Here is a 12810-nt window from a genome sequence, read left to right on the forward strand (position 1 = left end):
TGCGGCTAATTCATCATTTTGACAGACTTTTCGCGTTGCCAAGCCCCCCTGAATTGGGCGAGTGTCCGCCCCGCTAGAGCAGCCCCCTGCTTCAACAAAAGGATTTTCCATGACCACCTCGTTCCCGGTAACCAAAACCGGCCTGCGCTTCGGCCTCGCCACCGCCCTCGTGGGCTGCCTTGCGTTGGCGCTGATCGCGGGTCCCGGCCGGGCTGCCGACGATCCGGTGCTGGCGAAGGTCAATGGCGCGGAAATCAAGAAGAGCGACGTTGCCATGGCCGAGGAGGAACTCGGGGCGAGCCTCGCCCAGATGGACCCGGCGACCAAGGACGAGAACGTGCTGTCCTTCCTGATCGACATGAAGATCGTCAGCAAGGCTGCCGAGGACAAGAAGGTCGCCGACGGCGACGAGTTCAAGAAGCGCCTGGCGTTCGCCCGGAACCGCCTGCTGATGGACAGCCTGCTCGCCAACGAGGGCAAGGCCGCCACCACCCCCGACGCCATGAAGAAGGTCTATGAGGAGGCCTCCAAGCAGATCACCGGCGAGCAGGAGGTCCGCGCCCGCCACATCCTGGTCGAGACCGAGGACGAGGCCAAGGCGGTGAAGGCCGAGCTCGACAAGGGCGCCGATTTCGCCGAACTCGCCAAGAAGAAGTCCAAGGATCCGGGCTCCGCCGATGGCGGCGACCTCGGCTTCTTCACCAAGGAGCAGATGGTGCCGGAGTTCTCGGCCGTGGCCTTCACGCTGGAGCCGGGCAAGATCTCCGATCCCGTGAAGTCGCAGTTCGGCTGGCACATCATCAAGGTCGAGGAAAAGCGCAACCGCAAGGCGCCTGATTTCGAGCAGGTCAAGGCCCAGATCGAGCAGTACGTCACCCGCAAGGCCCAGGCCGACTACGTCGCCAAGCTCCGCGCGGAAGCCAAGGTCGAGCGGACGGACCAGCCGGCAGCGGATGCCAAACCGGATGCCAAGCCGGCCGACCCTGCCAAGCCGTCCGACAGCAAGATGGCGCCCCCCGCGAAGAAGTAAGAATTCGCTGTCACTTCGCGGACGCCAATAGTATCTAACGTCGCAATGGCCGGGCAAATGCCCGGCCATCTGCATATCCAGACCTGACCAAGGCGCCCCGATGTCCTCCTCCGTCTCCCCGCTCGCCCCCAAAACTGTCCCCGACATGCCCGTGATCGCGGGCGTCCGCCTTGCGACGGCCGAAGCCGGCATCCGCTACAAGAACCGCACCGACGTGCTGCTGGCGGTAATGGACAAGGGCACCGCGGTCGCGGGCGTCTTCACCAAGTCGAAATGCCCCTCCGCGCCGGTGGAATGGTGCCGCGCCAAGCTGAAGGGCGGCAAGGCGCGCGCGCTGGTGGTGAATTCCGGCAACGCCAATGCCTTCACCGGCAAGACCGGACGCAGCTCCACCGCGCTGACCGCGAAGATCGCGGCCAAGGCGGTCGGATGCAGCGAGGGTGAGATCTTCCTGGCCTCGACCGGCGTGATCGGCGAGCCGCTGGACGCGACCAAGTTCGACGGTGTGCTCGGCCGGCTGGCCGAGACGGCCGAGCCCGGCGACTATCTCGCCGCGGCCAAGGCGATCATGACCACCGATACCTTCCCCAAGGTCGCGACCGCGACCGTCAAGCTCGGCAAGGCCAAGGTCACCATCAACGGCATGGCCAAGGGCGCCGGCATGATCGCCCCCGACATGGCGACGATGCTGTCCTTCATCTTCACCGACGCGCCGATCGCGCCCGGTGCACTGCAAGCCCTGCTCAAGAGCGGCGTCGAGGACACCTTCAACGCGGTGACGATCGACGGCGACACCTCGACCTCGGACACGCTGCTGGCCTTCGCCACCGGCGCCGCCGCCGAGCACGGCGCGCCGAAGATCAGCCGCGCGAGCGACCCCCGCCTGAAGGCCTTCGTGAAAGCCTTCAACCAGGTGCTCGCCAATCTCTCCGAGCAGGTCGCCCGCGACGGCGAGGGCGCGCGCAAGCTGGTCGAGATCACCGTGGAAGGCGCCAAGACCAAGGCGTCGGCTCGCAAGATCGCGATGTCGATTGCGAACTCGCCGCTGGTCAAGACCGCAATCGCCGGCGAGGACGCCAATTGGGGCCGCGTGGTGATGGCGGTCGGCAAGGCCGGCGAGCCGGCCGATCGCGACAAGCTCTCGATCTCCTTCAACGGCATCCGCGTCGCCAAGAGCGGCGCGCGCGATCCGTCCTATGACGAGGCGCAGGTGTCGGAAGCGATGAAGGCCCCGGAAATCGCCATCAAGGTCTCGCTCGGCCTCGGCAAGGGTCGCGACCGCGTGCTGACCTGCGACCTGACGAAGGAGTATGTCGCGATCAACGGGGATTACAGATCTTAAACCGAACGCCGATGGCCGATCTCAAACTGACATTGGTGGTGGCCTGCGCGCTCGTCGACGCCGACAAGCGCGTCCTGATCGCGCAGCGCCCGGAGGGCAAGACGCTTGCGGGCCTCTGGGAATTCCCCGGCGGCAAGTGTGAGCCCGGCGAGCGGCCGGAGCAGAGCCTGATCCGCGAGCTGCACGAAGAGCTCGGCATCACCGTCGCCGAACCGTGCCTGGCGCCGCTGACCTTTGCGAGCTACGGCTACGAGACCTTTCACCTGCTGATGCCGCTTTACATCTGCCGGCGCTGGGAGGGGCTGGTCACCCCGCGCGAAGGCCAGACCCTGGCCTGGGTCCGCGCCAACAAGCTGCGCGACTACCCGATGCCGCCCGCCGACATCCCGCTGATCCCGCATCTGATCGACTTGCTGATGTGAGTACGGACCTCATCCCGAGGAGCGCGGCACGCGCGTCTCGAAGGATGGCCACACGGCAAGAGCGGGGCCTGCATGGTTCTCGCGGCGATGCGAAGCATCGTCCGCTAAGCGCGCCTTACGCGCCTCCTCACCATGAGGATCACTCCTTCCCCGCCTTCTTCACCGCCTCCGCCAGGCTCGCTTTCGCCGACCCCGGCTTCAGCGGCTGCTGCTGGCTTGCATGCGGGGCCCAGCCGGAGAGCCAGATGATGTCGAATGTCGCACGGATGCGGCCGTCGGCATCCGCAAAGCGTTCGGCGTAGATTTCGGCCATGCGCAGCAGCGTCGCGCGGGGCGTCGGCGTGCGCCGCCGTTCGATCAGCACATTGGCCGCGCCCATGCGGCGGAGATCCTGCATCAGCGCAAACGCATTGGCGTAGCGCACCACGACACGGTCGACATCGGTCACCGGAAGCGCAAAGCCCGCCCGCTGCAATAGCGCGCCGATGTCGCGCAAATCCGCGAACGGGGCCACACGCGGCGACACGCCACCCTCGCATTCGGCTTCCGCCGCCGCAAAGGCCTGCCGCAGCTCGGTCAGGCTGTCGCCGCCGATCATCGCTGCGAGCAGCAATCCGTCCGGCTTCAGCGCACGCCGCACCTGCATGAGCACCCCCGGCAGGTCGTTGACGAATTGCAGCGCCAGCGCCGAGACGACGAGGTCGAGACTTTCCGGGGCAAAGGGCAGTTTTTCCGCACCCGCTTCGTCGATCGCGATCCGCTGAAGTGGTGGCGGCCCCGTGAGCCCCTCTCCGGGCGTCCAGAGATCGGCCGCAGCGTGAAACTCCCGCATCACGGCGGCCAGGCGGTCGGTCATGTCCTCTGCAACACGATCGAGCAGGAATGTCACCTCGCCCTGCGCATGTGCGCGCCGCTGCCGCGCATGCAGCAATGCGCGATCGAACAGAGCGGGCGGCGTTTGCGGGGTCTGGGCCATGCCGCTGGTTACGCCGATCACGACCGCCATGGCAATCTCCTCTCTCGTGTCCCGGACGCGCTGCGGCGCTCTTAGCGCTGCTGCGCAGAGCCGGGACCCAGAAGGCACCTCCGCACGATGCGGCGAGATGGGCCCCGGCTCTGCAGCGCACCGCACCGGACGATGCTTCGCATCGCCGGGAGCGCTGCGCTGCGTCCGGGGCACGAGACCGATTCAGTCGCTTGAGCGGCTCTTCCCATAACGCTAGCCTCCCCTCATGGAAGCCGACGCCGCCCCCACCCGCTCCATCGCCGCGCCGTTGCGTGCCGCATGGACGGCCGGCCGCCACGTGCTGTCGCGTGCCGCACGGCTCGCGCTCGACATTGCGCTGCCAACATTGTGCGTGTCCTGCCGGGAGCCGGTCGATGGCGAAGGCGTCTGCGCGGCCTGCTGGGCGCGGCTGTCGTTCATCGAACGACCCTATTGCCCGCGCCTCGGCATTCCCTTCGTCTATGATCCCGGCCCCGACATGCTGTCGATGGAGGCGATCGCGAGCCCGCCGGCCTACCAGCGTGCACGCGCGGCGGTGCGCTATGACGACGTCGCGCGCACGCTGGTGCATGCGCTGAAATACCAGGACCGTACCGATCTGGCGCCGGCCATGGGTCGCTGGATGGCGCGCGCGGGCGCCGAACTGCTCACCGGAGCCGACATGCTGGTGCCGGTGCCCCTGCATTGGCGCCGGGCGTGGCGGCGCCGCTACAACCAGTCCGGGGCGCTGGCGCGCATCATCGCGCGGCAGAGCGGTGTCAGGGTGCGCGGTGAAGTGCTGCGCCGGGTGCGCGCGACCGAGCAGCAGATCGGCCTGTCGCGGACCCAGCGCGCCACCAATGTGCAGGGCGCATTCCAGGTATCCCCCGACCGCCAGGCGGAAATCCAGGGCCGCCGCATCGTCCTGATCGACGATGTCCTGACCTCGGGGGCGACGCTGGATGCCTGTGCGCGGGCCCTGCTCCGCGCCAAGGCGGCCCAGGTGGACGTGCTGGTGTTCGCCCGGGTTGTCGAGAGCGGCCCCCGTCCCATATAATTCAATGACTTCATGACATGAGAGCGCCACACGACATGACCGACGCTGTCGAAATCTACACCAGGCCGGGCTGTGGCTATTGTTCCGCCGCCAAATCGCTGCTGACCCGCAAGAAGGCAACCTTCACGGAGTTCGACATCGCCAGGAACCCGTCCTGGCGCGAAGAGATGTACGACCGCGCCGGCGGGGGCTCGACTTTCCCGCAGATCTGGATCGGCGGAACCCATGTCGGCGGTTGCGACGAGCTGTATGCGCTCGACCGCGAGGGCAAGCTCGACGGCCTGCTCGAAAGCGTAAAGGCGGTGTCATGAGCGAGGATCGCACCTTCACCGCCGCGATGATCCAGATGCGCACCGGCCTGATGCCCGAGCCGAGCCTCGCGCAGGCCACCAGGCTGATCCGGCAGGCTGCGGCCGATGGCGCCGACTACGTGCAGACGCCCGAAGTCAGCAACATGATGCAGCTCAACCGAAAGGCGTTGTTCGAGCACCTCCAGAGCGAAGAGGACGACACCTCGCTGAAGGCCTATCGCGCGCTCGCGGCCGAGCTGAATATCCACATCCATGTCGGATCGCTGGCGCTGCGCTTCTCGCCGGAGAAGGCGGTCAATCGGTCCTTCCTGATTGGCCCCGAGGGCAATGTGCTCGCGAGCTACGACAAGATCCACATGTTCGACATCGAATTGCCGGACGGCGAGAGCTATCGCGAATCCGCCAATTACCAGCCGGGCGAGACCGCCGTGATCTCCGACCTGCCCTGGGGCCGCGTCGGGCTGACGATCTGCTACGACGTGCGCTTCCCCGCGCTCTACCGCGCGCTGGCCGAGAGCGGCGCGTATTTCATCACGGTGCCGTCGGCCTTCACCCGCAAGACCGGCGAGGCGCACTGGCACATCCTGCTGCGCTCGCGCGCGATCGAGACCGGCTGCTTCATCTTCGCGGCGGCGCAGGCCGGCCTGCACGAGAACAAGCGCGAGACCTATGGCCACTCGCTGATCATCGATCCCTGGGGCGAGATCCTCGCCGAGGGCGATGTCGAGCCCGGCATCATCATGGCCAAGATCGACCCGGCCAAGGTCGAGACCGCCCGCCGCGCGATCCCCTCGCTTCAGCACGGCCGCCGCTTCGGCGTCGCCGATCCCAAGGCCGGGCCGGACCATCTTCACCTCGTGCGGGGATCGGCATGATCCGCTACGCGCTCCACTGCGACCAAAGCCACGCATTCGAAAGCTGGTTCCAGAGCTCGTCGGCTTATGATTCGCAGGTGAAGCGCAAGCTCGTGACTTGCCCGATCTGCGGCTCGGCCAAGGTCGAGAAGGCGATCATGGCCCCACGGATCATCGGCAAGAAGGGCCGCGGACGGGCGACGCCGCCGCCGGAGCCGGCTTCAACGCCTGCGCCCGAAACTGCGCCGTCAGGACCGACCTCGCTGATGATGGCGCAGGAGCGCGAGTTGCGCGCCAAGCTCAAGGAGCTGCGCGATCACATCGTCAAGCACGCCGACAATGTCGGCGAGCGCTTTGCGAACGAAGCCCGCGCGATGCATTACGGCGACAAGGAGCACCGCCCGATCTATGGCGAGGCTTCGCCCGACGAGGCAAAGTCGCTGATCGACGAAGGCATCGAGGTGTCGCCGCTGCCGACGCTGCCGGAAGATCGGAACTGACGCGCGAAGCGCGTCAGACTCCCACCAGCAACGCGACTCCGACCACGATCAGCACGATGCCAAAGATCTCGCGCGGCGCGATCGGCTGCTTGAACGAGTAATATGCCACGCCTTGCGCGAACAGCACCTCGATCAGAGCGAGCGTGCGGACATTGGCGGCGGCCGTCAGCGCGAATGCCAGGAACCAGAACTGCGAGGCGAAGGCGCCCATGAAGCCTGCGAGCAGCGACGGCTTCCACAATCCCAGGATCGACTGGAGCACCTTTGGCGCGCGCCAGAGCAGATAGATCGTCAGCACCAGCGTCTGCACGAACAGACCGAGCACCAGCGTGAACGACGCCGCCGTCACGAAGGAGACATCAGGCACGTTGATGATCGCGCCGCGAAAACCGACCGCTGACAACGCGAACGCCGCAGCCGCGACGAGACCGGTGATGGTCGGCTTCAGCTCGGCAAAGCTCTTCTCGCCGCCGGGCCGCAGGGCCGTGATGACGACGCCGACAGTCGCGATCACGATCGCCAGCACCTTGAGCCAGGTGAGATGATCGCCGAGGAAGACGAAGCCGAAAATCGCGGTCTGGATCGCCTCGGTCTTGAGGTAGGCCGTCGTCACCACGAAGGAGCGATCGTTCATCGCGAGCAGCATCAGCCCGGTCGCAACGATCTGGCTGAGCGCCCCGAGCAACAGCCAGGGCCAGAACACGGTCGGCGGCATGCCGAGGTGATCACCGGTCGCGACCAGCACCACGCCCAGAAACAGCAGCGAGAACGGGAAGCCGAACAGGAAGCGGATATTGGTCGCGCCCCAGGTCCCCAGCGGCTTCGTCAGCGACCGCTGCATCGCGTTGCGCGCGACCTGGCCGAGCGCAGCAATGACGGTGAAGGGAATCCAGAGGCTGGCGATGGTGAGCATGCGGGTGGAGCGGTAGGAGGGGAAGCCGTGGCCAACCTGCCGCTAGCGGCGAGGCAGGTCAATCACGCCCACGTCATGGGTGCGATGCTCGCGCCTCGCGTACCCCTCACACCATCCCTTCCGCCACGACCATGTAGTTCACGTCCATATCCGACGAGAGGGTCCATTTGTCGGCGAAGGGTGAGTAGACGACGCCGGTCTGCTCGGTGATGACGAGGCGGTTGTCGAGGAGATATTTGGTCAGCTCGTCGGGGGTGACGAACTTGTTCCATTCGTGGGTGCCGCGCGGCAGCCAGCGCAGGACGTATTCGGCACCGACGATGGCGAGCGCAAAGCTCTTCCAGTTCCGGTTCAGCGTCGAGACCACCATCAGCCCGTTCGGCTTCAGCATCGCCGCGCAGCGCTTGAGGAAAACGCCGACATCGACGACGTGCTCGACCACTTCCATTGCCAGCACGATGTCGAAGCGCTCGCGCGGGTCGATCTCCTCGACCGTGGTGCAGCGGTAATCAATCGACAGATGGCTCTTGTCGGCATGCAGCTTCGCGGCGGCGATGTTGCTGACCGAGGGATCGACGCCGATGACCTGGGCACCGAGGCGCGACAGCGGCTCGCACAACAGGCCGGCGCCGCAGCCGATGTCGAGCACGCGCAGGCCGCCGAGGCAGTTGAGGCTGCGCACGTTGCGCTCGAACTTGCGGCAGGCGGCGTCGCGGATATAGCCGAGCCGCAACGGGTTGATCCGGTGCAGCGGGGCCATCTTGCCGTTGGGGTCCCACCACTCGGCCGAAAGTTTCGAGAATTTCGCGATCTCGGCGGCGTCGACGGTCGAGCCCGGCTGCGGGCTTGCGGTTGCGGAAGTATTTTGCTGCATGCTCATGGTTAGGCGCGGTCCTACCGCGTGGTGATCGAACTACGGAAGGCGAGCGGCGAGTCGACGGTCGTGATCTTTTCGATCCCCTCGCCAACGCCGCGAATCGTCACGTCGCCGTAGTTGAGAATACGTCCAAGAATCGACTGGTCGACGTCGACACTCTCGACCTTGTCCAGCGCCATTTCAAAGGTCCGGCGCTTGATGAACCCCGTCTTGTGCACAACCCGCAAGTTGGTGACGTCGGTCTCGGTCGTGAAGCGATGGAACCAGCCCTTGATGGTCCAGTAAAGGGCGGCCAGAGCCACGACGCCAGCGGCTATGAGGCACAGCACCCAGAGGCCATCGGCCGTGGCCTGCGGCATCAGGACGAGAAAGGCGAGAGCCGCGATCCAGGCCACGATGGCCGGAAAATAGAAGATCCAGTGCGCATTGGTCGAATACAGCACCCGCTCGCCCGGTTGCAGGATCTCGTCGATATAACGCGCCATGATCTCGGTTAACCCATACCCCCAAGCCAGACCTTAGGTCGGACCTTACCCTGCCCCCGCAGGAACCCGCTTGCCCCCGGCCCCGCCGCTATGTATACGCGCGGTCGGTGTCCGCCGGCACCCGTCCGGTGCGGGTCACCATACTGATCCTTATGAGGGAATGCACGCGTCGTCATGAGCCGCCTCGTGATGAAATTCGGCGGCACGTCCGTCGCCAATATCGAACGTATCCGCAACGTCGCACGCCATGTGAAGCGTGAGGTCGACGCCGGCCATGAAGTGGCCGTGGTCGTCTCGGCGATGTCCGGTAAAACCAACGAGCTGGTGGCCTGGTGCACCGAGGCCTCGCCGATGCACGACGCGCGCGAATACGACGCCGTTGTCGCCTCCGGCGAACAGGTGACGTCGGGCCTGCTCGCCATCGTGCTTCAGGGCATGGGCATCCAAGCCCGCTCCTGGCAGGGCTGGCAGATCCCGATCAAGACCAGCGACGCCCATGCCTCGGCCCGAATCGAGGACATCGACGGCAGCGAGATCATCAAGCGCTTCCGGGAGCGCAAGGAGGTCGCGGTCATCGCCGGCTTCCAGGGTATCAATCCCGAGACCAATCGCATCACCACGCTCGGCCGCGGCGGCTCCGATACCTCGGCCGTGGCGATCGCCGCCGCCGTCAAGGCCGACCGCTGCGACATCTACACCGATGTCGACGGCGTCTACACCACCGACCCGCGAATCGTGCCGAAGGCCCGCCGCCTCGACAAGATCGCGTTCGAAGACATGCTGGAACTGGCCTCCCAGGGCGCAAAAGTGCTCCAGGTCCGCTCGGTGGAACTCGGCATGGTCCACAACATGCCGATCTTCGTCCGCTCGAGCTTCGACAAGCCCGAGGATATCGACCCGCATGCCAACCAGCCGCCCGGCACGCTGATCTGCAGCGAGGAGGAGATCATGGAAAGCCACGTCGTCACCGGCATCGCCTTTTCGAAGGACGAGGCCCAGATCTCGGTACGCCAGATCGAGGACAAGCCCGGCGTGGCAGCGTCGATCTTCGGCCCGCTGGCGGATGCCAACATCAACGTCGACATGATCGTGCAGAACGTCTCCGAGGACGGCAAGACCACCGATCTCACCTTCACGGTGCCGGCGGCCGACTACACCCGTGCCAAGGACACGATCACGGCCGCCAAGGGCAAGATCGGCTATGCCCGGCTCGATACCGCCACCGACGTCGCCAAGATATCGGTAATCGGCAGCGGCATGCGCAGCCATGCCGGCGTCGCCGCCCAGGCGTTTTCGGCCCTCGCCGGACGGAATATCAACATCCGGGCCATTACAACCTCCGAGATCAAATTCTCGGTTTTGATCGACACCGCCTATACCGAGCTCGCGGTGCGCACCCTGCACACGCTCTACGGTCTCGATCAGGCTTAGACGAATTTTCTCTTAGCGGTCGCAGCAAACGCGAAGGTGTACACACCTTCGCGTTTGGCAGGCGTTTTGCTTGGCAAAACAAGCCTCAATTCGCTATACGGCGAACAGGGTGGGCTGCCGCAGACTGTGTCCCAGTTCAGGCGGCGCTGATTCGGTGCAAGCGCTAAATCTTGAGTAGATTTGTGTTTGCGCCTGCGCCGGACGAACAATTTGGTTGTTTTTCTGGAATTTTGGGCCAGCCGCCGGCCGATACCGCCGGGCCAGGCAGACGGAGGAGATTGACGGTTCATGCGGAGCGCGTCGGGAGGTCCCCGCGTCTTGTTGAGACGGCTCCGCGAAACCATGGCGGAGCAGGTCTCGGCCCAGGAGCGGCTGGACAAGATCGTGGTGCTGATCGCCGCCAATATGGTGGCCGAGGTGTGCTCGGTCTATGTGCTGCGCATCGACAACACGCTCGAGCTCTACGCCACCGAAGGCCTCAACCGCGAGGCGGTGCACCACACCGTGCTGAGCGCCCATGAGGGCCTGGTCGGCCTCGTCGCCAGCGAGGCGACCCCGCTCAATCTCAGCGACGCGCAAAGCCACCCGGCCTTCTCGTTCCGCCCGGAGACCGGCGAAGAAATCTATCACTCCTTCCTCGGCGTGCCGATCCTGCGCGCCGGCAACACGCTCGGCGTGCTGGTGGTGCAGAACCGCGCCAAGCGCAATTATGTCGAGGAGGAGCTCGAGGCGCTCCAGACCACCGCGATGGTACTGGCGGAGCTGATCGCCTCCGGCGAATTGTCTGCGCTGGCCCAGCCGGGCCAGGAGCCGGCCGCGCGCCATTCGGCGCAGAAGGTCGGCGCCATCCTCTCGGAAGGCATCGCGCTCGGCCATGTCGTGCTGCACGAGCCGCGCGTCGTCATCAAGGACTACATCGCCGAGGATCTGCCGAAGGAGATCAAGCGGCTCGACACCGCGCTCGCCAAGCTGCGCGCCGATCTCGACCGCATGCTGGAGCGTGGCGACGTTGCCGAGGGCGGCGAGCACCGCGAGGTGCTGGAAGCCTATCGCATGTTCGCCAACGACCAGGGCTGGTCGCACAAGCTGCATGAGGCGGTCGCCACCGGTCTCACGGCGGAAGCCGCCGTCGAACGCGTGCAGTCCGACACTCGCGCGCGCATGCTGCGCTCCACCGATCCCTATTTGCGCGACCGGCTGCACGATCTCGAGGATCTCGGCTACCGCCTGATGCGGCAGCTGGTCGGCCAGGACCACGCGCCGTCACGCGAGCAATTGCCCGACAACGCCATCGTCATCGCGCGCGCGATGGGCCCGGCGGCGCTGCTCGATTACGACCGCAAGCGCCTGCGCGGCATCGTGCTGGAGGAAGGCACCGCCAACTCCCACGTCTCGATCGTGGCCCGCGCGCTCGGCATCCCCGCAGTCGGCGAAGTCCCGAACGCGCCCGGCATCGCCGATCCCGGCGACGCCATCATCGTCGACGGCACCTCGGGCTCGATCTATGTGCGTCCGTCGCAGGAGGTCGAAGCCGCCTTTGCCGAACGCGTGCGCTTCCGCGCCCGCCGCCAGGCGCAATACCTTGCACTGCGCGACCGTCCCTGCGTCACCAAGGACGGGCAGAAGGTCGAGCTGATGATCAACGCAGGTCTTGCGATCGACCTGCCCCATATCGAGGACACCGGCAGCGCCGGCATCGGCCTGTTCCGCACCGAGCTGCAATTCATGGTGGGACAGAGCCTGCCGCGCACCAGCGACCAGCTCGCGCTCTATCGCACGGTGCTGGATGCCGCCGGCACCAAGCCCGTGACCTTCCGCACCCTCGACATCGGCGGCGACAAGGCACTGCCCTATATGGAAGCGGTGATTGAGGAGAATCCTGCACTCGGCTGGCGCGCGATCCGGCTCGGCCTCGATCGCCCCGGCCTGCTGCGCGGCCAGATCCGCGCGCTGCTGCGCGCCGGTGGCGGCCGCGCGCTGCGCATCATGTTCCCGATGATCTCGGAGGTCGCCGAGTTCGACTCGGCGAAGGCGCTGGTCGAGCGCGAGCTGACCTATCTCCGCCAGCACGGCCACACCCTGCCGGAGCGCATCGACATCGGCACCATGGTCGAGGTGCCCGCCCTGCTCTACCAGCTCGACGAGCTCCTGAAGAAGGTCGACTTCATCTCGGTCGGCTCCAACGATCTGTTCCAGTTCCTGTTCGCGGTCGACCGCGGCAATGCGAAAGTCTCCGAGCGCTTCGACACCATGTCGGCGCCGATCCTGCGCGTGCTGCGCGAGATCGCGCGGAAGTCGAACGATGCGAAGAAGTCGTTATCGCTGTGCGGCGAGATGGCCTCCAAGCCGATCGGCGCGCTGGCGCTGATCGCGATGGGCTATCGTTCGCTGTCGCTCTCGGCGACCGCGCTCGGCCCGGTCAAGGCGATGGTGATCGACCTCGATGCCAAGAAGGCCGAAGCGATGCTCGGCCCGCTGCTGGACGCGCCCTCCGGCAGCGTCTCGATCCGGCAGAAGCTGACGGAATTTGCCGAGGCCGAAGGTCTGGCGTTGTAGCGGGCCTGTCGCCCCTTCCCGCCGCCTCGCCTTTTTCCGCCATTTGA

General features: G+C 66.0%; 13 protein-coding genes. 9 read left to right on the plus strand and 4 right to left on the minus strand.

Translation table 11 applies throughout. The features are described 5' to 3' along the window. Window positions 1–109 precede the first annotated feature (109 nt). The 3 genes from AB7535_RS34145 (at window position 110) to AB7535_RS34155 (ending at window position 2794) form a co-directional block, all read left to right on the plus strand. Window positions 110–1030, plus strand: a complete 921-nt coding sequence (locus tag AB7535_RS34145; RefSeq protein WP_063980581.1) for a peptidylprolyl isomerase — start codon at window positions 110–112, stop codon at window positions 1028–1030. Between the two features lie 100 nt (window positions 1031–1130). Then, window positions 1131–2372 carry a bifunctional glutamate N-acetyltransferase/amino-acid acetyltransferase ArgJ gene (gene argJ, locus AB7535_RS34150; RefSeq protein ID WP_135215327.1) on the plus strand — a complete coding sequence of 414 codons (1242 nt, stop codon included), beginning with the start codon at window positions 1131–1133 and terminating at the stop codon, window positions 2370–2372. 11 nt (window positions 2373–2383) lie between these two features. Beyond that, window positions 2384–2794 carry a (deoxy)nucleoside triphosphate pyrophosphohydrolase gene (locus AB7535_RS34155; RefSeq protein WP_028159577.1) on the plus strand — a complete coding sequence of 137 codons (411 nt, stop codon included), beginning with the start codon at window positions 2384–2386 and terminating at the stop codon, window positions 2792–2794. A 139-nt stretch (window positions 2795–2933) separates the two neighbouring features. On the opposite strand, the gene AB7535_RS34160 is transcribed toward AB7535_RS34155, so the two are convergent. Then, complete coding sequence (locus AB7535_RS34160; RefSeq protein WP_135215328.1) at window positions 2934–3800, minus strand: methyltransferase domain-containing protein; 867 nt, start codon at window positions 3798–3800, stop codon at window positions 2934–2936. Window positions 3801–4026: 226 nt separating this feature from the next. Between AB7535_RS34160 and AB7535_RS34165 the strand changes: the two genes are divergently transcribed. The 4 genes from AB7535_RS34165 to AB7535_RS34180 are packed head-to-tail and all read left to right on the plus strand — an operon-like array spanning window position 4027 to window position 6501. Continuing rightward, on the plus strand, window positions 4027–4836 hold the full coding sequence (locus tag AB7535_RS34165; protein ID WP_028149485.1) for a ComF family protein: 810 nt from the start codon (window positions 4027–4029) through the stop codon (window positions 4834–4836). Between the two features lie 35 nt (window positions 4837–4871). Beyond that, window positions 4872–5147 carry a glutaredoxin 3 gene (gene grxC / locus AB7535_RS34170; RefSeq protein WP_063980577.1) on the plus strand — a complete coding sequence of 92 codons (276 nt, stop codon included), beginning with the start codon at window positions 4872–4874 and terminating at the stop codon, window positions 5145–5147. Then, window positions 5144–6022: a carbon-nitrogen hydrolase family protein gene (locus tag AB7535_RS34175; protein ID WP_354113796.1), complete on the plus strand. Its 879-nt coding sequence runs from the start codon at window positions 5144–5146 to the stop codon at window positions 6020–6022. The genes grxC and AB7535_RS34175 overlap by 4 nt, the downstream gene beginning before the upstream one ends. Continuing rightward, entirely contained in the window at window positions 6019–6501 is a 483-nt protein-coding gene (locus AB7535_RS34180) for a DUF1178 family protein (protein ID WP_354113795.1), read from the plus strand. Before AB7535_RS34175 ends, AB7535_RS34180 begins: the two co-directional genes overlap by 4 nt. A 13-nt stretch (window positions 6502–6514) precedes the next feature. On the opposite strand, the gene AB7535_RS34185 is transcribed toward AB7535_RS34180, so the two are convergent. From AB7535_RS34185 to AB7535_RS34195, 3 genes are all read right to left on the minus strand, one after another. Then, a complete protein-coding gene (locus tag AB7535_RS34185) occupies window positions 6515–7414 on the minus strand; it encodes an EamA family transporter (RefSeq protein ID WP_354113794.1) in 900 nt (299 codons plus the stop codon). 106 nt (window positions 7415–7520) lie between these two features. After that, a complete protein-coding gene (ubiG, locus tag AB7535_RS34190) occupies window positions 7521–8294 on the minus strand; it encodes a bifunctional 2-polyprenyl-6-hydroxyphenol methylase/3-demethylubiquinol 3-O-methyltransferase UbiG (protein ID WP_028159583.1) in 774 nt (257 codons plus the stop codon). 14 nt (window positions 8295–8308) lie between these two features. After that, window positions 8309–8776 (minus strand): PH domain-containing protein, encoded by a 468-nt coding sequence (locus tag AB7535_RS34195; protein WP_135215333.1) that lies wholly within the window; start codon window positions 8774–8776, stop codon window positions 8309–8311. Between the two features lie 174 nt (window positions 8777–8950). Between AB7535_RS34195 and AB7535_RS34200 the strand changes: the two genes are divergently transcribed. After that, window positions 8951–10207 carry an aspartate kinase gene (locus AB7535_RS34200; protein WP_063980571.1) on the plus strand — a complete coding sequence of 419 codons (1257 nt, stop codon included), beginning with the start codon at window positions 8951–8953 and terminating at the stop codon, window positions 10205–10207. 288 nt (window positions 10208–10495) lie between these two features. Beyond that, the gene (ptsP, locus tag AB7535_RS34205; RefSeq protein ID WP_063980570.1) at window positions 10496–12763 is read left to right on the plus strand and encodes a phosphoenolpyruvate--protein phosphotransferase; all 2268 of its coding nucleotides are present in this window, start codon (window positions 10496–10498) and stop codon (window positions 12761–12763) included. The last annotated feature ends 47 nt before the right edge of the window (window positions 12764–12810 follow it).

Source organism: Bradyrhizobium sp. 956_D2_N1_4 (assembly GCF_052076025.1).
Lineage (GTDB): Bacteria > Pseudomonadota > Alphaproteobacteria > Rhizobiales > Xanthobacteraceae > Bradyrhizobium > Bradyrhizobium barranii.

Excerpts from the sequence above, each read along its gene's own strand:
- AB7535_RS34145 (WP_063980581.1), top strand. The coding sequence starts at position 110 with ATGACCACCTCGTTCCCGGTAACCAAAACCGGCCTGCGCTTCGGCCTC.
- argJ (WP_135215327.1), top strand. The coding sequence starts at position 1,131 with ATGTCCTCCTCCGTCTCCCCGCTCGCCCCCAAAACTGTCCCCGACATG.
- AB7535_RS34155 (WP_028159577.1), top strand. The coding sequence starts at position 2,384 with ATGGCCGATCTCAAACTGACATTGGTGGTGGCCTGCGCGCTCGTCGAC.
- AB7535_RS34160 (WP_135215328.1), bottom strand. The coding sequence starts at position 3,800 with ATGGCGGTCGTGATCGGCGTAACCAGCGGCATGGCCCAGACCCCGCAA.
- AB7535_RS34165 (WP_028149485.1), top strand. The coding sequence starts at position 4,027 with ATGGAAGCCGACGCCGCCCCCACCCGCTCCATCGCCGCGCCGTTGCGT.
- grxC (WP_063980577.1), top strand. The coding sequence starts at position 4,872 with ATGACCGACGCTGTCGAAATCTACACCAGGCCGGGCTGTGGCTATTGT.
- AB7535_RS34175 (WP_354113796.1), top strand. The coding sequence starts at position 5,144 with ATGAGCGAGGATCGCACCTTCACCGCCGCGATGATCCAGATGCGCACC.
- AB7535_RS34180 (WP_354113795.1), top strand. The coding sequence starts at position 6,019 with ATGATCCGCTACGCGCTCCACTGCGACCAAAGCCACGCATTCGAAAGC.
- AB7535_RS34185 (WP_354113794.1), bottom strand. The coding sequence starts at position 7,414 with ATGCTCACCATCGCCAGCCTCTGGATTCCCTTCACCGTCATTGCTGCG.
- ubiG (WP_028159583.1), bottom strand. The coding sequence starts at position 8,294 with ATGAGCATGCAGCAAAATACTTCCGCAACCGCAAGCCCGCAGCCGGGC.
- AB7535_RS34195 (WP_135215333.1), bottom strand. The coding sequence starts at position 8,776 with ATGGCGCGTTATATCGACGAGATCCTGCAACCGGGCGAGCGGGTGCTG.
- AB7535_RS34200 (WP_063980571.1), top strand. The coding sequence starts at position 8,951 with ATGAGCCGCCTCGTGATGAAATTCGGCGGCACGTCCGTCGCCAATATC.
- ptsP (WP_063980570.1), top strand. The coding sequence starts at position 10,496 with ATGCGGAGCGCGTCGGGAGGTCCCCGCGTCTTGTTGAGACGGCTCCGC.